The organism is Leucobacter allii (assembly GCF_022919155.1).
In the GTDB taxonomy this organism is placed as follows: domain Bacteria; phylum Actinomycetota; class Actinomycetes; order Actinomycetales; family Microbacteriaceae; genus Leucobacter; species Leucobacter allii.
On record NZ_CP095045.1, the window covers coordinates 1,533,817 to 1,558,179 of the forward strand.

The window sequence follows — 24,363 nt, forward strand, 5'->3', positions numbered from 1 at the left end:
TACACCGAATCGGAGGCGTCGAGGGTCACCGCTCCGGGGCGTTTTGCCCAGTGTTTTCAACGGTTCCGTCCCGCAAATCATCTGATGATGACCCGGCGCCTCGTCGCGCGATCACCCAGGTCAGCACGATCACGAGCGCGAAGAGCGGGGTGCCCATCACGAGGCGCGCGATGCCGAGCGCTTCGACCCGGTCGGCGAGGTAGAGGGGGAGCTGGACGGCGAGGCGCGCCACGAAGAGGGCGAGCCAGAGCAGCGTGACGAGCAGCGCCGTGCGGCGCGCCCGCGGGTCCCTGCGCCAGCCCGTGAGTTCGCCTCGGAGCAGGCCGACGACGAAGCCGAGAAGCGGCCACCCGACGAGGATCGAGACGAGGATGCCGACGGCGTAGACGGCGTTGATGACGAAGCCCGAGAGGTAGTAGTCGACCCCCCGTCCCGTGACCAGGGTGATGAGCACGGCGATGCCGACGCCGAGCATGCCGGAGATGGCCGAGACGAGCGGCTCGCGCCGGACGAGCCGCAGGAGCACGAGGAGCACGGCGAGCCCGCCGGGGATGAGTGCGGACAGTCTGGCGTCCTGCGTGATGATGAAGAGGATGAGGAAGAGCAGGCCGGGGACGACGGTCTCGGCGATGCCCCGCCAGCCGCCGATGGCGGCGAGCACGCTCGCCCCGCTCAGCGCCTCGCCGCTCGCGCCGGCGTGCACGGCCCTCGCCATGCCGGATCCGAGCGCGCTCTGCGCGAGCGCCTCGACGCGCGCGGCGCGATCTCCGACGGCGGCGTCGGCCGCGGGAGCCCCGTCGGGGGCCGCCGCGCGATCCGGCTGCGCATCCGCTCCCGGCTCCTGATCGGGTACGGGCCCGGATGCTCCCGGCTCCTGCTCGGGATCGGACCCAGCCGCTCCCCCGGTCACGCCTGCTGCGCGTCCGGGGCGGGCGCGCCCTGACGCTGGGCCTGGACACCGGCCGGGACGCGGAGCGGCAGCAGCTCGCTCGGGGGCATCGGCTGCTCGCCGCGCACGACGACGAGCTCGCGGAAGAGGTCGATGACGCGCTCCCGGGCCGCGGCGTCGACCGCCGCCTTGCCCATCACGACGCCGCGGACCATCCAGCGCGGGCCGTCGACCGCGACGAAGCGGACCGTGCGCGTGCCGCCGCCCTGCTCCGCCGGGGCCTGGCTGACGACGACGAGCTCGGGCCCGAGGGCTCCGTCCTCCTCGGTGACCGCCGCGCCCTGCGCGGAGAACTGCTGCACGAGCTCGCCGCGGACGCGGTGCCACAGCCCCGTCGTCTTGGGGGCGGCGAACGCCTGCACCTGCAGCAGGGACTCCGCGTACTCGAGCGACACGGCGACCACGCGGTTCGCGCGCTCGTCGACCTCGAGCCGCAGCTGCAGTCCCTCGCGGGGAGCGACCTTGACGCCGCCGAGGTCGACGTAGGGGCGCATCGAGGGCACCTCGCTCGCGTCGAACGGTCCCGACTCCGCCCGGTCCTCCGGCGCCGACTTCGATTCGTCGGGCTCCGCGTCGGCGGCCTCGCGCACCTCCAGGGCGTCGTCGGGGCGCCGGGCGTCCTCCTCGGCGCCGGCGGCTTCCTGTTCCTTGCTCATCGCTTCGCTCTCCTTCTGCAGCTCGGGCGGCGGCTAGCCGCGCACGCCCGTCGATCCGAACCCTTTGGCACCGCGCTCGCTGTCGGGCAGCTCCGCCACGGGCGCGAACACCGCGCGCGAGACGGGGGTGAAGACCACCTGCGCGATGCGATCGCCGACCTCGACCCGGAACTCGTGCTCCTGGTCCGTGTTCAGCAGCGTCACCTTGATCTCGCCGCGGTAGCCGGCGTCGACCGTCCCCGGCGCATTGAGCACCGTGATGCCGTGCTTCGCCGCGAGTCCGCTCCGCGGCACCACGAACGCGGCGTAGCCCTCCGGGAGCGCGATCGACACGCCCGTGCCGATGAGCGCGCGGCCGCCGGGGGCGAGCACCGCGGACTCCGCCGCGCGGAGGTCGGCCCCGGCGTCGTCCGCATGCGCGTAGTTCGGCGGGAGCTCGGCTCGGATGGGGATCTCAACGACATCGGTCACCCGGACAGCGTAGCGGATGGACCTCGGCGCTCGGCGGGCGCACCGGGACGAGCTGGGATAATGGGCGCATGACGGGTGGAACGGCTCAGGACCAGACGGCGCGGCGGTATCGGGAGCGGCTGGTGCCGGGGCCCGGCATCTTCATCGCCACGCTGCTGCTCATCCCCGCGGTGACGCTCGTGCTCTTCGCCATCGAGGCGAGCATCGCCCTGCCCACGGGGATCGTGGTCTATCTCATCACGGCCGTCACCCTGCTGCTGCTCAGCCCGACGGTGAGCGTCGAGGGGGGCCGGCTCGTCGCCGGGCGCGCCGCGATCCCCGTCTCCCAGCTCGGGCGGATCGAGCTGCTCGGAGCCGCAGAGCTGCGCCGAGCGATCGGCCCCGGGCTCGATGCGCGGAGCTATCTGCTCGTGCGCGGGTGGATCCATCGCGGGGTGAGCATCGAGAACATCGACCCGGCGGATCCCGCCCCGCAGTGGATCATCACGACGCGGCACCCGCAGAAGCTCGCCGAGGCGATCGAAGCCGCGCGCGCCGAGGACCGGGACGCGCCCGGCCCGGCCTGACCGAGCGGCCGGGCCTGACCGAGCGTCCGGGCCTGACCGAGCGTCCAGGCCTGACCGAGCGTCCGGTCCGCAGGACGCCGCGGCGTCCCGCGGCGGCTCGACGCGCGATGGAACGCCGAGAGGCCCGGTCGGGGATCCGACCGGGCCTCTCGGCGACGTGCGCGGTGCGCGGCGTCAGGCGGCGCACTCGCGGCAGATCGGCCCGAGATCGGTCTCGTGGTCGATCTGCGAGCGGTGGCGCACCAGGAAGCAGCTGACGCAGGTGAACTCGTCGTCCTGCTGCGGGAGCACGACGACGTCGAGCTCCACGTCGGAGAGGTCGGAGCCGCCGAGATCGAAGCTCGGGTTGTCCGCATCCTCGGAGTCGATCCCGGATGCGCCCTTCGCTGGGCCCCGCTCCTTCAACGCCTCGATGGACTCGGCGTCTTCTTCGGATTTGCGCGGGGCGTCGTAATCGGTGGCCATTCTCTCCTGCATTCCCGTGCCGTGGGCGGCACCTCAACCTGCGAGCGGCCATAGTCTGCCTCACGATGCAGCCTCGACGCAAACTCTTCGCCCGCGAGTTCTCTGAGCGCGTACGCGCGTCGCGGGAATACCGGCACGCGCCGCGTCAATGCCGCCGAGTCCGCCCGGGCTGTGGCAGCCTGGGTCGCGAACCGGAAGGGGATGCGCCGATGGACGAATTGCGCTTTGTGCGACGCGAGGATCTGTCGCTGATCGTGGCGGACGACGCGGGCGAAGAGCACCGCCTCGTCGTCGACGACGCCGTGCTGAGCGAGCTGCGCCACCTGAGCCGGCGCGAGCGGGACGCGTCGAAGGTCCGCCCGCGCGAGATCCAGGCCCTCATCCGCGCGGGCAAGAGCCGCGCGCAGGTCGCCGAGGCGACGGGGCTCGAGGAGGCGGACATCGAGCGCTACGAGGAGCCGGTGCTCGCCGAGCGCCGCTACATCCTCGAGCGCGCGCATGCCGTGCCGGTGCGCACCGACGCGGAGGCGGACGAGGATCAGCGCTTCGGGGCGGTCATCGCCGAGCGCCTCATCGCGCTCGGCGCCGATACGAGCGAGTGGTCATCGTGGAAGGACGAGGAGACGGGCTGGATGATCAGCCTGGAGTTCATCTCCCACGACGTCGCGCATCAGGCGATCTGGGCGTTCGAGCACCGCAAGAGCGCGCTCTCCCCCGTGAACTCGGACGCGGTCAGCCTCTCGAAGCAGGGCGACGTGGGCGACCGGCTCATCCCGAAGCTCCGCGCCGTCGACAACGCGAGCGAGACCGGGCGCTTCGACTCCGGAGCGTTCGACACCTCGCAGCTGCCGATCCAGCGCGGAGACGCGGGCGATCCAGCGGCCGTGGACTCCGCGCCGGTTGCGTCGCCCGAGGCGGAGCCCGAGGTTCAGGCCGAGCCCGTCGACCCTCAGGCCGAGTACGCGCGGCGGCGGGAGATCGATCAGCGGGCGATCAAGACCGTGGAGCACGAGCCGGAGGACCTGAGCCAGACGGCCGACCTGCTGGACGCGCTCCGCAAGCGGCGCGGCGAGCGCGATCGCAGTCGCGGTGCGCAGCAGACGACCGCCGCTTCGGAGACCGACGCCGTCACAGGGTCCCCCGCGGCCGCCGGCGAGGCATCCGAAGCCGCGCCGCCGGATCCGGATGCCGGCCCTCCCGAGGCCTCGACCCCGGCCGCACCGCGCAGCATCTGGCAGGGCGCCGGAGTCTCCCGGGAGCGCAGCGTCGAAGCGGCGCCCGCGCCGCCCGCCCCCGTCGCCGCGGCGCCCGAGCCCGGCGATGCGGAGCGGGGGCAGGCGGCCCCGAGCCCCGAGCGCGCCGCGAAGAAGGGTCGCGCTTCGATCCCGAGCTGGGACGACATTCTCTTCGGCACCCGCAGCGACGAGGATCCCGCGTAGCCCGGCCGGCCGGGCGCCTCAGCGCGCGCCGCGCGCCGCCGCGAGCCCGGCGACGGCCGACGCGAAGCCCGTGCCGTCGAGCGCCCCCGCGATCGCGAGGGGCACGCCGCGCTCCTCCTCGCTGAAGGCGCCGTGCTGACCGATCATGGCGCGGGCCTCGGCGGAATCGGCCGCCGTGTAGTACGCGAGCTGCTTCCGGGCGGCGATGAGCACGTCGCCCAGACGCGGGGCGACCTCGGGCGCGACCGGTCCGAACCAGCCCGACGCGACGGCCTCGGCGCGCGTGGCCACCCATGCCCGAGGCCCCTCTGCGGCCGCCCAGGCGCGCGCCTCGGCCTCGGGGTCGACGTCGTCGGCGAGGTAGAGCGAGCGCAGGCGGGGTTCGCCGCCGACGAGGGCCACGCGGGCGAAGCGCTCCGGATCCGCATCGAGGAAGCGCTGCTGATGCTCGGCGACATCGACGATGCCGTGGTCCGCGGTCACCGCGACTCCGACCCCGCCCGGAAGCCCGCGGAGGAAGCCCGCGAGGGCGCCGTCGAACTGCTCGAGCCCGCGCAGCCAGGCCTCGCTCCGCCATCCCGAGGCGTGGGCGGCCTTGTCGAGTTCGTCGACGTAGAGATAGACCACGGCGGCCTCGCCCTCGCGCAGCAGGGCGGACGCGGCCGCGAAGCGATCCTCGATGCGCTGCCCGGGCACGTAGTCCGCTCCGGTGAGGATCGCCTCCGTGAGTCCGCCGACGGCGTGCGCGGGACGGCCGATCGCCACGGGCCGCACGCCGATCCGCCGCGCGAGGCCGAACAGCGGCTCGACGCGCTGCCAGGCGCGACGGTCGGAGATGCCGGCCCAGTCCTTCAGCGTCGAGACGAGCCCGAGCTCCGGGTGCCGGATCCGGTACCCCACGAGCCCGTGCTCCCCCGGCAGAGCGCCGGTCGTGAGGGTGGTGAGCGCGGCGCCCGTGGTGGACGGGGCGACGGTCTCGATGCGCCGGCGCTGCAGGCGGGCGAGCGTCGGGGCGTGCCCGGCGCTCGCCTGCAGGTTCGCATGCCCGAGCCCGTCGACGACGACGAGCACGAAGGCGCGCAGCGGCGGGAGTTTCGCGGCATCCGCGCGGGCTCCGACGGCGTCGGCCACGAGCTCGGGCGCCGCGCCGCCGAGGCCGGCCGCGACGGCCGCGATCCCGCTTGGCAGAATCGCGGCAAGCCTCGCGCCGTTGTCGGAGGCTGTCGGTAGCATGACATCCATTATGACCGAATCCCGCAGCGCCCCCTCCGCGTCCGATCGGGCTCCGCACGAGACCGCGGACGAGCGCATCGAAGACATCGACATCTCGCAGGAGATGGAGGGCTCGTTCCTCGAGTACGCCTACTCGGTGATCTACTCCCGCGCCCTTCCCGACGCCCGCGACGGCCTGAAGCCCGTGCAGCGCCGCATCCTCTTCATGATGCAGGACATGGGCCTGCGGCCCGAGAAGGGGCACGTGAAGTCCGCCCGCGTCGTCGGCGAGGTCATGGGCAAGCTGCACCCGCACGGCGACTCGTCGATCTACGACGCGCTCGTGCGCCTCGCGCAGGGCTTCGCCATGCGGCTGCCGCTCGTGGACGGACACGGCAACTTCGGCTCGCTGGACGACGGTCCCGCGGCCTCGCGGTACACCGAGGCGCGCCTCGCCGGCGCGGCGCTCGCGATGACGGAGGCGCTCGACGAGGACGTCGTCGATTTCGTGCCGAACTACGACAATCAGATCATGCAGCCGGAGGTGCTGCCGTCGGCGGTGCCGAACCTGATCGTCAACGGCGCGAGCGGCATCGCCGTCGGCATGGCGACGAACCTCGCCCCGCACAACCTCGTCGAGGTGGTCGACGGGGCGAAGCACCTGCTCAGGCACCCCGAGGCCACGGTCGACGAGCTCATGGAGTTCGTCCCCGGCCCGGACCTGCCCGGAGGCGGCACGATCGTCGGGCTCGACGGCGTGAAGGACGCCTATCGCACCGGGCGCGGCGCCTTCCGCACGCGGGCCAAAGTCGCCGTCGAGCAGCTCGGCCCCCGCCGCACCGGGCTCATCGTGACCGAACTGCCGTATCTCGTCGGGCCTGAGCGCGTGATCGAGAAGATCAAGCAGGGCGTCGAGGGCAAGAAGCTCTCCGGGATCTCCGACGTCGCCGACCTCACCGACCGCAAGAACGGCCTCCGCCTCGTCATCACGCTGAAGACGGGCTTCTCCCCCGAGGCCGTGCTCGAGCAGCTGTACCGCTACACGCCCCTCGAGGACTCCTTCAGCATCAACTCGGTCGCGCTGGTCCAGGGCCAGCCGCAGACGCTCGGGCTGCGGGAGATGCTGCGCGTCTTCCTCGACCACCGCATCTCCGTGATCACCCGGCGCTCGCAGTTCCGGCTGAACAAGCGCCGCGAACGCCTGCACCTCGTCGAGGGGCTGCTCATCGCGATCCTCGACATCGACGAGGTGATCCAGCTCATCCGCACGAGCGATGACGCCGAGGCGGCGCGCACGCGGCTCATGCAGGTCTTCGACCTCTCCGAGGCGCAGGCCGAGTACATCCTCGAGCTCCGCCTCAGGCGCCTCACGAAGTTCTCGCGGGTGGAGCTGGAGGCCGAGCGCGACGAGCTCCAGGCGGAGATCGAGCGACTGCTCGAGATCCTCGGCAGCGATGAGCGGCTGCGGGACGTGGTCGCCGAGGAGATGGACGCCGCGGCCGCGGCGTTCGGCACGCCGCGACGCACCCTGCTCACCGGCGCGGTGGTCCGCCCCGCGCGCGCCGCCGCCGCGAGCGCCTCGCTCGAGGTCGCGGACACGCCCTGCACGGTGCTGCTCTCCGCCACCGGCCGCGCGCTCCGCATCGACCGCGATCCCGAGGCACTCGACGCTCCGCGCTCCGCGTCGCGCGCGACGAAGCACGGCGCCGTGATTGCCCGCGTCGACGGCACCGTCCGCGGCGAGCTCGGCGCGATCCTCTCCGACGGCACGCTGCACCGTTTCACGCCCGTCGATCTGCCGCTCGTGCCCGCCGCGAGCATCGCGTTCTCGGCGGGCGCGAAGCTCGCTGACTACATCGGCGTCAGCGACAAGCAGCTGCGCGTCGTCGGCCTCGTGCCGCTCGAGACGGAGACCCCGATCGGGCTCTTCACGCTGCAGGGCACCGTCAAGCGCGCCGTGCTCATCGAGCTGCCGGCCAAGCCCGCCTTCGAGGTGATCTCGCTCAAGCCGGGCGACCGGCTCGTCGGCGCCTTCCCCGCGCCGGATGACAGCGAGATCGCCGCGGTGACGAGCGACGCGCAGCTGCTCCGCTTCCCCGCCGCCTCCGTGCGCCCCCAGGGGCGCGCCGCCGCGGGGATGGCGGGCATCCGGCTCGGAGCCGAAGCCCGCGTCGTCTTCGCCGGGGCGGTCCCCGAGGGCGCTGAGGCGCGCGTGGTGACCGTCGCCGACAGCTCGATCACGCTACCGGGCACCGATGTCGCGACGGCGAAGGTCTCGGACTGGACGGAGTTCCCCGCGAAGGGCCGCGCGACCGGCGGGGTGCGCGCTCAGCGCTTCCTCAAGTGGGAGGACCAGATCGCCTGCGCCTGGGTGGGCGTCGGAGAGCCGCGTGTGCTCGCGGCCGACGGCACCGCGCGGAAGCTGCCGGAGGAACTCGGCAAGCGGGACGGCTCCGGTCAGCCGATCGACGGTTCCGCGGCCTACATCGGCGTCGCGCCGTAGCGTGCGTCCGGGAGGCGCCCGGCCGGGCGCCTCCCGGACGGGGCTCCCCATCCCATCGGGGCGCGGCCGACCCGGGCTCGGGCATCGCCCTGCCGGTTCAGGCGTCGCCCTGCCGGCTCAGGCGTCGATGCGCTCGCGATCGAGGTCGTCCGCATTGTCGATGATGAACTCCTTGCGCGGGGCGACGTCGTTGCCCATGAGCAGTTCGAAGATCTGCGACGCCCGGTGGGCGTCCTCCACGCGGACCCGGCGCAGCGCGCGCTGACCGCGGTCCATCGTCGTCTCCGCGAGCTGGTCGGCGTCCATCTCGCCGAGGCCCTTGTAGCGCTGGATGGGTTCCTGGTACTTCTTCCCGCGCTTGCGCAGATCGGCGAGCAGGGCGTTCAGCTCCCGTTCGCTGTAGGTGTAGATGACGTCGTTGGGCTTGCGGCCGGCGTTCTGGACGATGACGCGGTGCAGCGGCGGCACCGCGGCGTAGACCCGCCCGGCCTCGAGCATCGGCCGCATGTAGCGGAAGAAGAGGGTCAGCAGCAGCGTGCGGATGTGCGCGCCGTCGACGTCGGCGTCGCTCATGAGGATCACCTTGCCGTAGCGCGCGGCCCCGAGGTCGAAGTCGCGACCGGATCCCGCGCCGATCACCTTGATGATGGCCCCGCACTCCGCGTTGCCCAGCATCTCGGCGACGGACGCCTTCTGCACGTTGAGGATCTTGCCGCGGATCGGCAGCAGGGCCTGGAACTCGCTGTCGCGCGCCGGCCGGGCGGTGCCGAGCGCGCTGTCGCCCTCCACGATGAAGAGCTCGGTCTCGGCAACGTTCTTCGAGCGGCAGTCGATGAGCTTCGCGGGCAGCGAGGAGCTCTCGAGCGAGCTCTTGCGCCGCGCGGTGTCGCGCTGGGCGCGCAGCGCGATCCGCGCCTTCATCTCGGAGACCATCTTCTCGAGCAGCGCCCCGGTCTGCGTCTTGTCGTGCTTCTTCGTCGACTCGTAGCGCTCGGCGAGCCCCTGTACGATCGCGCGCGAGACGATCGCGCGCACCGCCGCCGTGCCGAGCACCTCCTTCGTCTGCCCCTCGAACTGCGGTTCGGGCACGCGCACGGTGACGACTGCCGTGAGACCGGTGAGGATGTCGTCCTTGTCGGGCTTGTCGCTGCCGGCCTTCAGCTTCCGGGCGTTCTGCTCGATCTGCTTGCGGAAGAACTTGGTGAGCCCCTGTTCGAAACCGCTGAGATGCGTGCCGCCCTTCGGCGTCGCGATGATGTTCACGAAGCTCTGCACCTCGGTGTCGTAGCCGGTGCCCCAGCGCATCGCGACGTCCACCTCGCATCGGCGCTCCACCTCGCGGGAGACGAGATGCCCCGTCGCCTCGTCCATGACGGGCACGGTCTCCGTGAAGGTCCCGGCGTCGGTGACGCGCCAGGTGTCCGTGAGCGGCGCGTCGACGGCGAGGAACTCCACGAACTCCGAGAGGCCGCCCTCGTAGGCGAAGCGGTGGACCGGAGCGCCGCCGTCCTCGCCCGCGGACTCGGGCCGGTCGTCCGTGATCTCGATCGCGAGCCCGGGAACGAGGAAGGCGGTCTGGCGCGCCCGGGCGACGAGCGACTCGGGCTCGAATCGGGCCGTGGGGAGGAAGATCTGCGGATCCGCCCAGTACCGCACGCGCGTCCCGGTCACGCCCCGCTTCACCTTGCCCACCACGCGCAGCTCCGAGGCGTTCTCGAAGGGGGTGAAGGGGCTCTCCGGCCCATCGCCCGTGAAGACGCCCGGCTCGCCGTGGCGGAAGGACATCGCCCAGGTCTTCCCGTCGCGGTCGACCTCGACGTCGAGCCGGGAGGAGAGCGCGTTGACGACGGAGGCCCCGACGCCGTGGAGGCCGCCCGAGGAGGCGTAGCCGCCGCCGCCGAACTTGCCGCCGGCATGGAGCTTCGTGTACACGAGCTCGACACCGCTCAGCCCGCTCTTCGGCTCGACGTCGACCGGGACTCCGCGGCCGTTGTCGGAGACCGTCACGCTGCCGTCGGCGTGGAGGATGATGCCGATGTCGTCGCCGTAGCCCGCGAGCGCCTCGTCGACCGAGTTGTCGATGATCTCCCAGAGGCAGTGCATGAGCCCGCGCGAATCGGTCGTGCCGATGTACATGCCCGGTCGCTTGCGCACCGCTTCGAGGCCCTCGAGCACGGTGAGATGCCGCGCCGAGTAGCTGGACTCGACGCCGTTCGCGGCCTGCGCCGCGCGTTCGGATGCCACGGTGGGATCTCCTCTGCTTCGATGACGCATCTACCCTAGGGCAGTCGGGCGACACCGCCCGTTCACCGGCCCGGCGAGTGGCGAAGCGGCGCCCCGGATCGGCGTCTGGCGCTACGCGCACAGCGAACCGGGGCCGAAGCCGGGCCGATTCCCCGGTGTTCGTGCTTGGATGGAGGGGAAACATCCGGAAACGAGGAACGGGAGGACGCCATGACGACACTCGAGCAGGATCGTGCCGACGCGGTGGAAGCCGCCGATCGCCCGCTCAGCGCGCTCGACCGCTGCGACAGCTGCGGGGCGCAGGCCTATGTCCGTGCGGTGCTCGGCGGCAGCGAACTGCTGTTCTGCGCTCACCACGCCCACAAGCACGAGTCGAAGCTCCGCCCCATGGCGGAGGTGTGGCACGACGAGAGCCACCGACTGAACGCGTAGGCCCGCGCGGCGCCCTCGGGCGTCGACTGCGCCGGCGCATGAGCAAGGCGCCGCCCCCGAGTATCGGGAGCGGCGCCTTTTGCGTGGATGCGCGGCGGAGCGGCGCCGGTCTACTCGAGGTAGTCGCGCAGCTGCTGCGAGCGGGAGGGGTGTCGCAGCTTCGCCATGGTCTTCGACTCGATCTGGCGGATGCGCTCGCGCGTCACACCGAAGGTGTCGCCGATCTGATCGAGGGTCTTCGGCATGCCGTCGCCGAGCCCGAAGCGCATGCGGATCACGCCGGCCTCGCGCTCCGAGAGCGAATCGAGCAGCTGCTCCAGCTGCTGCTGCAGCATCGTGAACCCCACCGCGTCCGCCGGGACGACGGCCTCGGTGTCCTCGATGAGGTCGCCGAACTCGCTGTCGCCGTCCTCGCCGAGGGGCGTGTGCAGGGAGATGGGCTCGCGGCCGTACTTCTGCACCTCCACGACCTTCTCGGGGGTCATGTCGAGCTCGCGGCTCAGCTCCTCGGGAGTCGGCTCGCGGCCGAGATCCTGGAGCATCTGACGCTGCACCCTGGCCAGCTTGTTGATGACCTCGACCATGTGCACCGGGATGCGGATCGTGCGCGCCTGGTCGGCCATCGCGCGCGTGATCGCCTGCCGGATCCACCAGGTCGCGTAGGTCGAGAACTTGAAGCCCTTGGTGTAGTCGAACTTCTCGACCGCGCGGATGAGGCCGAGGTTGCCCTCCTGGATCAGGTCGAGGAACTGCATGCCGCGCCCCGTGTAGCGCTTCGCGAGGGAGACCACGAGTCGCAGGTTCGCCCCGAGGAGGTGGCTCTTCGCGCGCTGGCCGTCGCGGGCGACCCACTTCAGCTCGCGCTCGAGCTTCTTCGGGAGACCCGTCTCGGTCGCGAGCTTCTCCTCGGCGAAGAGGCCCGCTTCGATGCGCATCGCGAGCTCGACCTCTTCCGCCGCGTTCAGCAGGGCGACCTTGCCGATCTGCTTGAGGTAATCCTTGACGGGATCGGCGGTCGCGCCGGGGATCGCCGTGGTGACGGTCGGCACGTCCTCCTCGTCGGAGGCCTTGAGCACGATCGCGCCGGTGGGCAGGGGCTCAGCGGGGACGGCGGGCTTCTTCTCCTCCTCGGCGGGCTCCACGGCCTCCTCGTCGGGCTCGAGCGCGGCCTCGTCGACGAGGTCGGTCTTCTTCTTGGCGCCGGCGCGCCCCGCACCGGTCTTCTTCGCGGCGGTCTTCTTCGCCGCGGACTTCTTCCGGGGTGTCGCGGTGTCCATCACCTCGGCGGCCTCCTCAGTGGCCTCGACAGCCTGCTTCGCCGCTTTCGCGGATGTGGTACGAGTCTTGGACGTGGATGCAGTTGCCACGCAGCCGCCTCTCTGTATCTGGTCTCGCCTGAGCCGTCAGCAAGAATCTCGATGAGTGCTCACAGCATGAAAACCCATGTCAAGCCCGGAACATTCCCGCGGACGGGGATGCTGCACGGATTGAATGGGTTAGGCACCTATTATTGCACGATCCCGGAGCCCCTCCCGACACCGCGCGGCGCGGGTGATCAGAGCCGGTAGTCCCCCGGATCCTCATCGGACGGGCCGCGCTGCTGCTGCTCCGCGAGGAAGCGCTCCAGTTCGCTCGCGAGCTGGTCGGCGGTCGGGATCGAGCCGTCCTCGCCGATGAGGGGCGAGCGGGGCGTGCGATCCTCCATATAGGCGTCGTAGCGCTGCTCGAGGGTCTGCACCATCTCGAGCGATTCGTGGTTCTCCGCGATCTGCGCATCGACCTGAGAACGGAAGCGCCTCGCCTGCTCCCGGACATCGTCCGTAGGGAGGATGAGGCCGGTGGCGGCCATGATGCCCTCGAGCGCGGTGCCGAGGGCCTCGGGGAACTCGGTGTTCGCGAGGTAGTGCGGGATCAGCAGCGCGAGTCCGACGACCTCCTCGCCGAGGGCGTGCAGCCGGTACTCGATGACGTGCGACGCGGACGCCGAGAGCTTCGTCGTGGGTCGCCACACCGAGCGGGCCTCGATCAGGTCGTCGCGCGATCCGCTCACCGTGATCGAGATCGGGCGGGTGTGCGGCACGGGCATCGGGATCGCGTGGCTCCAGACGGTGATCGAGACCTCGAACTCGTGGACGAGCAGCAGCACCGTGTCGATGAACTGCTCCCAGCGGAAGTCCGGCTCGTAACCGCTCAGGACGAGGAAGGGGGCGCCCATCTCGTCGTGGGCGAGGCTGAGCAGCAGCTCGTCGGGCGCGTAGTCCACGAGATGGTCCTCGTCGAAGGTGATGACCGGCCGCCGAGCCCGGTAGTCGAGGAGCAGATCGGCGTTGAAGCGCAGGATCTCCTCCGGGGAGGCGTGCTGCCAGAGATAGTCGTCGAGCTGCGAGATCGTGCTTCCGGCGTCGCTGAGCCCCTGCATCGCGATGATGAGGGGGAGCCCGTGCGGGACCCGTGCGCGGCGCTCCGCGTACTCGGCTGAGAAGATCGATTCCGTCACCCCTCCATCCTACGGAGCGGGTGCCGCGATCGGGGCCGCCGGGGTCACGCCCTCAGCGAAACGGCGCATCGGAGCGCGCCCGCGCCGTGCGTCGCGCCGCCCGTCGCGCCGCCCGCCCGCCGGCGGACGCAGGTGTAGGGTGGAATCGGTGCGTCCGCGGACCATCGCGGAACGCGCGCCTCCACATGCGAATATTGCGAACACCGAGGGAGATCCCACTTGGCCGATCAGCAGTTTGACATCGTCGTCCTGGGCGGCGGAAGCGCCGGCTACGCCGCAGCGATTCGCGCGACGCAGTTGGGGTTCAGCGCCGCGGTCATCGAGAAGGGCAAGCTCGGCGGGACCTGCCTGCACCGCGGCTGCGTCCCCACGAAGGCGCTGCTGCACGCGGCGGAGGTGGCGGACGTCGCCCGCGAGGGCGAGACCTACGGGGTCCGCTCCAGCGTGAGCGGCATCGACATCGCCCAGGTGAACCGCTACCGGGAGAATCTCGTCGCGGGCAAGTTCAAGGGGCTCCAGGGGCTCCTGAAGGCGAACGGGATCACCGTGATCGAGGGCGAGGGCAAGCTCGTCGCCGCGAACACCGTCCAGGTCGGCTCGGATCGCATCGTGGGCACGCATGTCGTGCTCGCCACGGGGTCCTACTCCCGCTCGCTGCCCGGCCTCGAGATCTCGGGCCGCGTCATCACGAGCGAGCAGGCCCTGGAGCTTGAGGAGGTGCCCGGCCGCGTCGCGATCCTCGGCGGCGGCGTCATCGGCGTCGAGTTCGCGAGCGTCTGGAAGTCCTTCGGCGCCGAGGTGACCATCATCGAGGGTCTCCCCCACCTCGTGCCGAACGAGGAGGAGTCGGTCTCGAAGCAGCTCGAACGCGCGTTCCGCAAGCGCAAGATCGACTTCAAGCTCGGCGTCCGCTTCCAGTCCGTGACCCAGGACGCCGACAGCGTGACCGTGACCCTCGAGGACGGCACCGTCGTCGAGGCCGACTACCTGCTCGTCGCCGTCGGTCGCGGACCCTCGACGCAGGGCCTCGGATTCGAGGAGGTCGGGGTCGAGATGGATCGCGGCTTCGTCCTCGCGAATGAGCGACTGGCGACGAACGTCCCCGGCGTGTACGCGATCGGCGATATCGTTCCCGGCCTGCAGCTCGCGCATCGCGGCTACCAGCAGGGCATCTTCGTGGCCGAGGAGATCGCGGGGCTGAACCCGGTCGTGGTGGCCGATGCGAACATCCCGAAGATCACCTACTGCGACCCGGAGATCGCCTCCGTCGGACTCACCGAGGCGAAGGCCAAGGAGCAGTACGGCGAGGCGAACGTCACCAGCTACGAGTACAACCTCGCCGGCAACGCGAAGAGCTCGATCCTCGGCACCGCGGGGTCGGTCAAGGCCGTCCGCGTGAACGACGGCCCGGTCGTCGGGGTGCACATGATCGGCGCCCGCGTGGGCGAGCTGGTGGGCGAGGCCCAACTGATCGTCAACTGGGAGGCCTACCCGGAGGACGTCGCGCCGTTCGTACACGGCCACCCCACGCAGAACGAGACCATCGGCGAGACGATGCTGAAGCTCGCCGGCAAGCCGCTGCACGCCATCTGAGCGCGGCACGAGACGTTACGACGAAACGGAGAAAAGCACCATGAGTGAATCGGTGGTCCTCCCCGCACTGGGCGAGAGCGTGACCGAGGGGACGGTGACCCGCTGGCTCAAGAACGTCGGCGACACCGTCGAGGTGGACGAGCCGCTGCTCGAGGTCTCGACCGACAAGGTCGATACGGAGATCCCCTCCCCGGTCGCCGGGGTGCTCGAGGAGATCCTCGTGCAGGAGGACGAGACCGCCGAGGTCGGTGCCGTTCTCGCGCGCGTCGGCGACGGCAGCGGCGGCGGGGAGGCGCCCGCCGAGGCGGCCCCCGCGGCTCAGGCCCCGGCCGCGGCACCTGCTGCCCCGGCCGAGGCGCCGGCGTCCGCGGCACAGACCCAGGCACCGGCTGCTCCGGCTGAGGCCCCTGCGCCCACGGCCGGCGACGGCCAGGAGATCGTGCTGCCCTCGCTCGGCGAGAGCATCACCGAGGGCACGGTGACCCGCTGGCTGAAGAGCGTCGGCGACGCCGTCGAGGTCGACGAGCCCCTGCTCGAGGTCTCCACGGACAAGGTCGATACCGAGGTGCCGTCGCCCGTCGCCGGCGTGCTGCAGGAGATCCTGGTCCAGGAGGACGAGACGGTCGAGGTCGGCGGGGCGCTCGCGCGCGTCGGCAGCGGCGCGCCCGCATCTCCGGAGCCGCAGGCCGCTCCCCCGGCCGCAGCCGAGTCGGCTCCCGCAGCCCCCGCCGCCCAGGAGGCGCCGGCGGCTCCCGCGCCGGCAGCGGCTCCGGCGCAGCCGGCGGCGGAAGCCCCGGCCGAGCCGGCAGCTCCGGTCGCGCAGAACGCTCCTGCTGCCCCGCCTCAGGCCGCCGCTCAGGCTCCCGCAGCCGCCCCGGCCGCCCCTGCTGCGGAGACGGGGACATCGGCGGCCGGGTACGTCACCCCGATCGTCCGCAAGCTCGCCGGCGATCTCGGCGTCGACCTGGCCGGCGTGACCGGCACCGGCGTCGGCGGGCGCATCCGCAAGGAGGACGTCCAGGCGGCCGCCTCGTCCGCGCCCGCGCCCGCGTCCGCCGAGTCGGCGCCGAGCGCACCGCGTGCGGTCGAGGTCTCGGAGCTGCGCGGCACCACGCAGAAGATGAGCCGGCTGCGCAAGGTCATCGCCGAGCGCGCCGTCGCGTCGTTGCAGAGCACCGCGCAGCTCACGACGGTGGTCGAGGTGGACGTGACCCGCGTCGCCCAGTTCCGCCAGGCGAAGAAGGACGAGTTCTTCGCGAAGACCGGCTCGAAGCTCTCCTTCCTGCCGTTCTTCGCGCTCGCGGCCGCGGAGGCGCTCCGCAGCTTCCCGATCATCAACGCGACGGTCGAGGGCGATGCCATCACCTATCCCGCGACCGAGAACATCAGCATCGCGGTGGATACGGAGCGCGGGCTGCTGACGCCGGTGCTGCGCGATGCGGGCGACAAGAACCTCGCCCAGATCTCCGGGGAGATCGCGGATCTCGCCCAGCGCACCCGCGACAACAAGCTCACTCCCGACGAGCTCAGCGGTGGCACGTTCACCCTCACCAACACCGGTTCGCGCGGTGCGCTGTTCGACACACCGCTCGTCTTCCTGCCGCAGGTGGCCATCCTCGGCACGGGTGCGGTCGTGAAGAAGCCGGTCGTCGTCTCCGGCCCCGACGGGGATGCGATCGCCGTGCACTCGACCGTGTATCTCGCACTGTCCTACGATCACCGGATCGTCGACGGCGCGGACGCGGCGCGCTTCCTCACCCGGGTGCGCGAGCGCCTGGAGGAGGGCGACTTCGCGGCCGATCTCGGTATCTGAGATCCCTCGACGCGCTCACGGGCCGCGGCATCCGACATCGGATGCCGCGGCCCGCGGCGTTCTCCCGGCGTCGTCGCGGGCCGACGAGATCCGCTTCCCCAGCGCCACGCACAGCGCGTCCGTCACGGCCTGCCGCGTCCAGGTCCTGGACGCACGGAGGTCCTCCTCCGCCGTCCCGGCACCGGGATCGAACTCCGCCACGACGTCGTCGAACGCTTCGAGCAGGAGGCCGGCGACCGCGCTCCCCCGGCTCGCCGTAAGGGCACGCGCGAGACCCGCGCGCTGCAGGCCGAGCACGCGGCACCCGGCGTCGTGACCGCTGCGACCATGCCGAGCCTCGCGGCGGTCCGCTGCCGCGCACGCGCCGCGCATCCGCAGACGGATGCCGAGCGCGCAGCAGCGGGCGAACCAGTCGGCGAGGCGCGCCGCCTCGCCCCGGGCATGTGAGCCGGTGGCGCGCCGCCGCGTTCTGCGACCGCCGCCCGTCGGCGGCCGGGGTTCCGCGCGTGCGGCGCCACGGGATGCAGCGGGTGCAGCGCTCCGGTTCCCGTGCATGCGCGGCCCATCGCCCTCGATCATGACGGCTCCCCTCTCCCGGCCGATGGTCGCGGGCCGATCCGGTAGCTCCCAGCATGCGCTGCAACGGCCACATCCGCGACGCCACTGCGGCGCGGATGTGGAGAACACGCCGCAGACGCGCCCCGATCCGCAGCTGTGAGCGAACACCCCGCTCCGGGCCCCGGCTCTCGCCCGCCGCTCCCGCCCGCCGCGGTCTCCGTCGCCGCGGAGAGACGGTACCCTAGAGGCATGGCAGCAGAGAAGGCGAAGCGCAACGGCCGCATCAGGCAGATGGTCGAGGTCTACCGGACGACGAAGGTCCACGACCGCAATCTTCCGCTCGCGCTGCTGCTGTGCTTCCTCGCCCCTGTGGCCGTGTCGTTGCTGCTCGCCTGGCTGCTCTCCGGCGCCTGGTTCGGGTGGATCGTCTGGCCCGTCACCGGCATCCTCGTCGGTATCCTCCTCGTGATGATCGTGCTCGGACGCCGGGCCGAGAAGGTGGCCTACGAGCAGATCGAGGGGCGTCCCGGCGCCGTCGGCGCGGTCGTGCAGAGCGCGCTGCGGCGCTCCTGGCGGGGCTCCGAGGTGCCCGTCGCCATCAACCGCAACCAGGACGCGGTGTACCGCGTGATCGGCCGCGGCGGCGTCGTGCTCATCTCCGAGGGCTCCCGCTCCCGCACCCAGCGCATGGCCGCCGACGAGGAGCGCAAGATCAAGCGCGCGCTGCGCAATGTCGAGGTCGTGCATCTCTACGTCGGCCCCGACGGCGACGGAGTGCCGCTGCCCAGGCTCTCCAAGACGCTCGTGAAGCTGAAGCCGAAGCTCAACCGCAACGAGGTCGCCGCCGTCTACAACCGGCTCGTCTCGCTGCAGGCGGCGCCGATCGGCATCCCCAAGGGGATGGACCCGAACCGCGTCCGCTCGCAGCGCCCGCGTTGATCGCGGTCGCATCGTGACTTCGCAGCAGCCGCAGCGCTTCGGCGATCTCGAGCCGAGCGTCTGGCCGGGTGAGCGGCTGGGGCTCCCGGAGCAGGGCACGGGCTCCGTCGGTCGCATCGGCAGGCGCTTCCTCGCGATCTTCATCGACTGGACGAGCGCGCTGCTGCTCGCGAGCCTCTTCGCCCGCGGGGCGGAGGCCTCCTGGCTGACACTGCTCATCTTCGCGGTGCTCCAGATCGTCTTCATCCCCACGATCGGCGGGTCGGTGGGGCACCGCCTGTGCGGCCTGCGGGTCGTCCCGATCGCCGGGGGGTGGGTGGGGCCGTGGCGTCCGATCCTGCGGACGCTGCTGCTGTGCCTCGTGATCCCGGTCCTCGTATGGGATTCCGACCAGCGCGGCTTCCACGACAAGATCGCGGGCACGGTGCTCATCCGCGGCTGAGCGCGGAACGATGAACGGAGCGCGGCGGGAGCGTGTCGCACCACCGCGGCGTAACATCCGTGAAACACGGGACTCACGCTTCTGAAATCCGCTTCGCGTAGGCTGGAACCACGCGATCGGGCCCGAACCCCGATCGGAACCCTGCACAGCCGATAAGGAGCAGCATGTTCAGCACCCCCCAGGAAGTCATCGACTTCATCAAGGAGACGGATGTCAAGTTCGTCGACATCCGGTTCACCGATCTCCCGGGTGTGCAGCAGCACTTCAATATCCCGGCGGCGACCGTCGATCTCGACTTCTTCGAGGTCGGGCAGATGTTCGACGGCTCCTCCGTCCGCGGCTTCGCGGGGATCGCCGAGTCCGACATGCAGCTCATCCCCGATGTGACGACGGCGTACCTCGACCAGTTCCGCGCCGAGCGCACACTCGTGCTCCTCTTCGACATCTTCAACCCCCGCACCGGCGAGATCTACGCCAAGGACCCCCGTCAGGTCGCGAAGAAGGCGGAGCGCTATCTCGCCTCCACCGGCATCGCCGACACGGCCTTCTTCGCTCCCGAGGCGGAGTTCTACATCTTCGACTCCGTGCGCTTCGAGACGAAGCCCGAGAGCACGATGTACGAGATCGACTCCGAGGAGGCCATGTGGACCTCCGCGCGCAAGGACGAGGGCGGCAACCTCTCCCATAAGACTCCGGCCAAGGGCGGCTACTTCCCGGTCTCCCCGGTCGACAAGCAGGCGGATCTGCGCGACGACATCTCGCTGCGGCTCATCGAGTCGGGCCTCGAGCTCGAGCGCTCGCACCACGAGGTCGGCGCGCCCGGTCAGGCCGAGATCAACTACCGCTTCAACACGCTCGTTCGGGCCGCGGATGACGTGCTGAAGTTCAAGTACATCGTGAAGAACACGGCAGAGCTCTGGGGCAAGACGGCGACCTTCATGCCGAAGCCCGTCTTCGGCGACAACGGATCGGGCATGCACACGCACATGTCGCTCTGGAAGGGCGGCGAGCCCCTCTTCTACGACGAGAACGGCTACGCGGCGCTCTCCGACACGGCTCGCTGGTACATCGGCGGCATCCTCCGCCACGCGCCCGCGCTGCTCGCGTTCACCAATCCGACCATCAACAGCTACCGCCGCCTCGTCAAGGGCTACGAGGCCCCGGTGAACCTCGCCTACTCGGCCGGCAACCGCTCCGCCGCGATCCGCGTGCCGCTCACCGGCTCGAACCCCAAGGCGAAGCGCATCGAGTTCCGTGCGCCCGACGCCTCCGGCAACCCCTATCTCGCCTTCGCGGCGCAGCTCATGGCCGGTCTCGACGGCATCCGCAACCGGATCGAGCCCATGGAGCCGATCGACAAGGATCTCTACGAGCTGCCCCCCGAGGAGCTCAAGAGCATCCCCCAGGTGCCCGGCACGCTCGAGGAGGCGCTCGACGCGCTGGCCGCCGACCACCAGTTCCTGCTCGAGGGCGACGTCTTCACCGAGGAGCTGATCCAGACCTGGATCGACCTCAAGACCGAGCTCGAGATCGCCCCGATGGCGCTCCGCCCGCACCCCTACGAGTTCGAGCTGTACTACGGCGTGTAGGAAGCAGATCGCGACCAGGATCCTGCCGGAACGCCCCTCACCGCATGCTGTGGTGAGGGGCGTTTCCCTGTTCGTCCGGGTGGCGACGGGGTGCTCGCGGCGGGGCGTGCGGCCGCCCGGCGGAAGGGCATCGACCGTCGCCGCCCCAGCAGAGGACTCGTGTGGCCGTGGCGGGCTCCGCCTTCAGGGGGAGGTGCGGTCGTCACGCATGTGGTGCAATCGAACCATGGAATCGACACAGCGAAGAGGAACGGCGGGCGTTGACCGCGATCCGCGGTTGCGGTTGGTATTGCGGGTCGTCAGCGTCGTCGCGGTCATCGGTGCGGGTGCTGCAGTCGTCTGGTTCGGGTGCGCTGCCGCCGATGCATCTGGGGTTCAGATGGCCGCAGCCGGTGCGACGTTCGCGGGCGTCGCCAGTGGGTGGTCGGCCGCTTTCGCCGCGATCCGGGCGAAGTTGCCGTCAGGGCACGCGACGCGGGCCTGACTGAGTCTGCTCGTCCGGCCGATGACGTCGTGGATGAGCAGGCGGTGCGATCGACGGCAGTGTTCCGGTCGTCACGGGCCGCGAGTTCTCGTTCCGTTGAGAACCGTTCGCAGGGACTCCGATCACGCGGTGGGGCGCGAGGCGGCCGCAGACGGCTCCGTCCCGGGGTCGTGCGGCGATGGCACAGGGGGACTCTGCGTGACGTCGGCGTCGCGCGGCTGGAGGGCTCAGGAGCTCTCCGAGGTCAGGACTCGAGTTCGTCTTCGAACTCGGCGCCGTCCTCGGCGAGCAAGGCCTCGAGGAATGACTGTAAGTATTGCATAACAATCAGATTACGCTTGCATAACGTTCTGCGCTAGCCCCCCGCGTGAACTTCTCGCCACGACCGCATGTCCGGCTCATGAACACGGACCGAGAACCGGAGACGCCGCCGCGCGACCGCGCCGATCCGCCGCTCAGATACGGGGGAAGCGGTCCTCGTCTCGATACCCGAAGAACTCGCGCTCGAAGACCGCCCGGGCGCGTCGCGACACCCCGAACCAGCGCTCCTCGAGCTCGAAGGTGCGGTCCGTCGGCATGCCGAGGATCGCCGCGATGCCGGCGAGGTCGGTGCGATCGACAGGCAGGGAGTCGGAGGCGCGCCCGGTCCACAGCTTCAGCGCCGAGCGGGCGCGACTCGCGAAGCGCCAGGACTCACGCAGCTGCTCGGCCTCCTCGGAATCCAGCAGGCCGAGTTCGCTCGCGGCGTCGAGCACCGCCAGGGTGGACACGGTGCGCAGCTGCGGATGCGCGGCGCCCTCGCGCAACTGGATGAGCTGCAGCAGCCACTCCACGTCGCTAATGCCGCCCGGGCCGAGTTTGAGATGCCGCTCGGGTGCGGCGCCCTGCGGCAGACGCTCCGCCTCCACGCGCGCCTTGATCCGCCGCACTTCGCGGGTGCGCTCCTCGCCGAAGCTCGCCGGGTATCGGATCTCGTCGGCCAGGGCCACGAAATCGCGTCCGAGCCGGGCATCGCCCGCGACCGGGCGCGCCCGCAGGAGCGCCTGCGCCTCCCAGGTCACCGACCACCGCTCGTAGTATGCGCGGTAGGCGTCGAGGCTGCGTACGAGCGGGCCGTTCTTCCCCTCCGGGCGCAGATCGAAGTCGAGATCGACGGGGAATCGAGGATCCGAGACGAGTCGGCGCAGCTCCGAGATCGTGCGCACGGCGGCGCGCGAGGCGTGCTCGGGAGCGGAACCCCCGGGCGCGCGGAACACCGCGATGAGGTCGATGTCCGACGCGAAGCCGAGTTCCCCTCCCCCGTAGCGACCCATGCCGATGAGCGCCAGCTCGATGCGCTCCGCCGGGCCGTCCGCAGCTGCCGCCTCGCCGCGGACCGCCGACAGCAGCGCATCGAGCAGCGCCGTGTGCGCGGCGTCCAGCCCGTTGGCGACGTCGCGGTCGGTGATCACCCCGCACACTCTGCCGAGTGCGAGGCGAAGTACTTCGCGGCGGTGCACGGCTCGCAGCGCCGTCGCCGCCTCCTCGGCCGTCGTGCGGCGCGAGGCGATCGATCGCATCTCCTCCAGAAGCGGCTGCAGCGGCACAGGGCGCAGGGTCTCGTCGCGTTCGAGCCATGCCACGGCGTCCGGGATCGATTCGAGCAGCTCGGCGGCGTATCGCGAGCAGGAGAGCACGCGGGTGAGGCGCTCCGCCGCGCCGGCGCCGTCCCTGAGCAGGCGCAGATACCAGGGCGTCTCGCGATTCGCCTCGCTCACGCGGCGGAAGGCGAGCAGACCGTAGTCCGGGTCGGTCCCCTCGGCGAGCCACTGCAGGAGCACGGGCATGAGATTGCGCTGGATGCGTGCGCGTCGCGAGGTGCCCCGGGTGAGCGCCGCGAGATTGCGCATCGCGCCGTCCGGGTCGCGGAAGCCGATGCTGTGCAGGCGGGCCCGCGCCTCGTCGCTGCCGAGGACGAGCTCCTCCTCGGGCAGCGCTGCGACGGCCGCCAGGAGCGGCGCGTAGAAGATCTTGAGATGGAGCTCCCTCACCTCTCGCTTCGTGCGCTCCCAGAGGGCGAGGAGCGCGGGCCCGGTGGCCGCCAGACCGCTCGCGCGGGCGAGGACCCGCAGACCCTCCTCGTCGGTCGGCATGATGGCGGTGCGCCGCAGCTCCCGCAGCTGCAGCCGGTGCTCCAGCACGCGCAGCAGCCGGTAGTCGGCGGCGAGTCGGTCGCCGTCGCCGCGCGCCACGTACCCGCCTTCCACGAGCGCGCGCAGGGCCGGCAGGGTGCCCCGCTGATGGATCGAGTCGTCGTACTGGCCGTGCACGAGCTGCAGCAGCTGAGCGCTGAACTCGATGTCGCGGAGCCCGCCGGGGCCGAGCTTGAGCTGCACCTCGAGCTCGTCGTCGGCGATGTGCTCGGTGACGCGCTGCCGCATGCGCTGCACCGAGCCGACGAAGTCCTCCCGGGACGACGAGGACCAGACGGCATCGCGGGTGCGGGCCACGAATTCGGCCCCCAGGTCGAGGTCGCCGGCGAGCGGCCGCGCCTTCAGCAGTGCCTGGAACTCCCACGCCTTCGCCCAGCGCTCGTAGTAGGCCAGCATGGAACCGAGGGTGCGCACGAGCGGGCCGTGGCGTCCCTCCGGCCGGAGGTTCGCATCGAGCTGCCAGAGCGGCGGCTCGATCGCGGGATCGTGGATGCCGCGCATGGTCTCGCTCGCGAGCCGAGTCGCGATGCGGTGCAGCGCGTCGCCGTCGAGGACGTCGGGATCGCGGGTCTCGGCGATGAAGACGACGTCGACGTCCGACACCACGTTGAGCTCTTCGGCGCCGCACTTGCCCATGGCGACGACGGCGATCCGCACCGCGTCGATCCGCTCCGCGGCCACCGGCGGACCCGCGGCGCCCGAGCGGAGTGTCGAGACGGCGAGTTCGAGCGCCGCCTCCACCGCGGCGCCGGCGAGTCCCGAGAGGCAGGCCGCGACGGCCTCGAAGGCCTCCGGGGCATCCTCCGGCGCCTCTGCGATCTCGCCGCGCCCGCAGCGCAGATCGTAGAGCATGGCCTCCGCGAGGAGCTCCCGATAGCGCACGCGCAGCGCGGTCCAGCCGTCCTCGGCGACGGCTCGCGGTCCGCCGCGGCGCACGGTCGCGAGCAGTTCCCGGCTCGCCGCTTCCGGCGGGACGAGGCGACCGCCGGTCTCCAGCACCTCGCCGAGCCGTCCCGGGTTGCGGGCGAAGAAGTCGCCGAGAGCGGGCGAGGCGCCGACGAGGAGGCAGAGTCGGCGCACGGAGCTCCCGTCGAGCCCGCCGAGCAGCCCCGGATGCGTCTCGTCGAGATACCGGATGCGGAGCAGCGCGGCGTCGGGATCGGCTGCGAGCGCGAACGCCTCGATGAGGGGCTCCACGTCGCTCCCCAGCGAGATCGCGAGCTCGGCCATCCCCTGCCGCGCGACGGAGAGATCCTGGAATCCGGCGCGCGCGACCGCCGCGAGCTTCAACTCGGGTCCTGCCGTCACTGTGCGGGGCC

General features: G+C 71.3%; 18 protein-coding genes. 9 read left to right on the plus strand and 9 right to left on the minus strand.

What is annotated here, in order from left to right:
* Positions 1-25 precede the first annotated feature (25 nt).
* Genes MUN78_RS07265 through dut form a run of 3 tightly spaced genes read right to left on the minus strand, consistent with a single transcriptional unit; the run spans position 26 to position 2,076 of the window.
* The gene (locus MUN78_RS07265) at positions 26-910 is read right to left on the minus strand and encodes a DUF3159 domain-containing protein (protein ID WP_244729696.1); all 885 of its coding nucleotides are present in this window, start codon (positions 908-910) and stop codon (positions 26-28) included.
* Positions 907-1,605 (minus strand): DUF3710 domain-containing protein, encoded by a 699-nt coding sequence (locus MUN78_RS07270; protein ID WP_244693790.1) that lies wholly within the window; start codon positions 1,603-1,605, stop codon positions 907-909. Before MUN78_RS07270 ends, MUN78_RS07265 begins: the two co-directional genes overlap by 4 nt.
* Before the next feature lie 33 nt (positions 1,606-1,638).
* A complete protein-coding gene (dut, locus tag MUN78_RS07275) occupies positions 1,639-2,076 on the minus strand; it encodes a dUTP diphosphatase (protein ID WP_244729698.1) in 438 nt (145 codons plus the stop codon).
* A 68-nt stretch (positions 2,077-2,144) separates the two neighbouring features.
* On the opposite strand from dut, the gene MUN78_RS07280 reads away from it, so the two are divergent.
* Positions 2,145-2,642 carry a DUF3093 domain-containing protein gene (locus tag MUN78_RS07280; RefSeq protein WP_244729701.1) on the plus strand — a complete coding sequence of 166 codons (498 nt, stop codon included), beginning with the start codon at positions 2,145-2,147 and terminating at the stop codon, positions 2,640-2,642.
* A gap of 174 nt (positions 2,643-2,816) precedes the next feature.
* On the opposite strand, the gene MUN78_RS07285 is transcribed toward MUN78_RS07280, so the two are convergent.
* Positions 2,817-3,107 carry a DUF4193 domain-containing protein gene (locus MUN78_RS07285; RefSeq protein ID WP_244693793.1) on the minus strand — a complete coding sequence of 97 codons (291 nt, stop codon included), beginning with the start codon at positions 3,105-3,107 and terminating at the stop codon, positions 2,817-2,819.
* Between the two features lie 209 nt (positions 3,108-3,316).
* On the opposite strand from MUN78_RS07285, the gene sepH reads away from it, so the two are divergent.
* On the plus strand, positions 3,317-4,546 hold the full coding sequence (gene sepH / locus MUN78_RS07290) for a septation protein SepH (RefSeq protein WP_244729703.1): 1,230 nt from the start codon (positions 3,317-3,319) through the stop codon (positions 4,544-4,546).
* Positions 4,547-4,564: 18 nt separating this feature from the next.
* Here the strand turns inward: sepH and MUN78_RS07295 are convergent, their stop codons facing one another.
* Entirely contained in the window at positions 4,565-5,779 is a 1,215-nt protein-coding gene (locus MUN78_RS07295; RefSeq protein WP_244729705.1) for an alkaline phosphatase family protein, read from the minus strand.
* A gap of 10 nt (positions 5,780-5,789) precedes the next feature.
* Here MUN78_RS07295 and MUN78_RS07300 point away from each other — a divergent pair, with 10 nt between their 5' ends.
* Positions 5,790-8,261 carry a DNA gyrase/topoisomerase IV subunit A gene (locus MUN78_RS07300; RefSeq protein ID WP_244729707.1) on the plus strand — a complete coding sequence of 824 codons (2,472 nt, stop codon included), beginning with the start codon at positions 5,790-5,792 and terminating at the stop codon, positions 8,259-8,261.
* 117 nt (positions 8,262-8,378) lie between these two features.
* Here the strand turns inward: MUN78_RS07300 and MUN78_RS07305 are convergent, their stop codons facing one another.
* Positions 8,379-10,505, minus strand: coding sequence for a DNA gyrase/topoisomerase IV subunit B (locus tag MUN78_RS07305; RefSeq protein WP_244729710.1), 2,127 nt, complete (start codon positions 10,503-10,505; stop codon positions 8,379-8,381).
* Between the two features lie 210 nt (positions 10,506-10,715).
* On the opposite strand from MUN78_RS07305, the gene MUN78_RS07310 reads away from it, so the two are divergent.
* Positions 10,716-10,937, plus strand: coding sequence for a DUF7455 domain-containing protein (locus MUN78_RS07310; protein ID WP_244693797.1), 222 nt, complete (start codon positions 10,716-10,718; stop codon positions 10,935-10,937).
* Between the two features lie 110 nt (positions 10,938-11,047).
* Here the strand turns inward: MUN78_RS07310 and MUN78_RS07315 are convergent, their stop codons facing one another.
* On the minus strand, positions 11,048-12,304 hold the full coding sequence (locus MUN78_RS07315) for an RNA polymerase sigma factor (protein WP_244693798.1): 1,257 nt from the start codon (positions 12,302-12,304) through the stop codon (positions 11,048-11,050).
* A 188-nt stretch (positions 12,305-12,492) separates the two neighbouring features.
* Entirely contained in the window at positions 12,493-13,434 is a 942-nt protein-coding gene (locus MUN78_RS07320) for a proteasome assembly chaperone family protein (protein WP_244693799.1), read from the minus strand.
* Between the two features lie 219 nt (positions 13,435-13,653).
* Here MUN78_RS07320 and lpdA point away from each other — a divergent pair, with 219 nt between their 5' ends.
* From lpdA to glnA, 5 genes are all read left to right on the plus strand, one after another.
* The gene (gene lpdA / locus MUN78_RS07325) at positions 13,654-15,027 is read left to right on the plus strand and encodes a dihydrolipoyl dehydrogenase (RefSeq protein ID WP_244693800.1); all 1,374 of its coding nucleotides are present in this window, start codon (positions 13,654-13,656) and stop codon (positions 15,025-15,027) included.
* Positions 15,028-15,067: 40 nt separating this feature from the next.
* Complete coding sequence (gene sucB, locus MUN78_RS07330; RefSeq protein WP_244729713.1) at positions 15,068-16,840, plus strand: 2-oxoglutarate dehydrogenase, E2 component, dihydrolipoamide succinyltransferase; 1,773 nt, start codon at positions 15,068-15,070, stop codon at positions 16,838-16,840.
* An 807-nt stretch (positions 16,841-17,647) separates the two neighbouring features.
* Positions 17,648-18,337 (plus strand): DUF4191 domain-containing protein, encoded by a 690-nt coding sequence (locus MUN78_RS07335; protein ID WP_244729715.1) that lies wholly within the window; start codon positions 17,648-17,650, stop codon positions 18,335-18,337.
* A 13-nt stretch (positions 18,338-18,350) separates the two neighbouring features.
* Positions 18,351-18,779 carry an RDD family protein gene (locus tag MUN78_RS07340; RefSeq protein ID WP_244693803.1) on the plus strand — a complete coding sequence of 143 codons (429 nt, stop codon included), beginning with the start codon at positions 18,351-18,353 and terminating at the stop codon, positions 18,777-18,779.
* A 164-nt stretch (positions 18,780-18,943) separates the two neighbouring features.
* The gene (gene glnA / locus MUN78_RS07345) at positions 18,944-20,368 is read left to right on the plus strand and encodes a type I glutamate--ammonia ligase (RefSeq protein ID WP_244693804.1); all 1,425 of its coding nucleotides are present in this window, start codon (positions 18,944-18,946) and stop codon (positions 20,366-20,368) included.
* A gap of 939 nt (positions 20,369-21,307) precedes the next feature.
* Here the strand turns inward: glnA and MUN78_RS07350 are convergent.
* A complete protein-coding gene (locus MUN78_RS07350; protein WP_244729717.1) occupies positions 21,308-24,352 on the minus strand; it encodes a bifunctional [glutamine synthetase] adenylyltransferase/[glutamine synthetase]-adenylyl-L-tyrosine phosphorylase in 3,045 nt (1,014 codons plus the stop codon).
* Between the last annotated feature and the right edge of the window lie 11 nt (positions 24,353-24,363).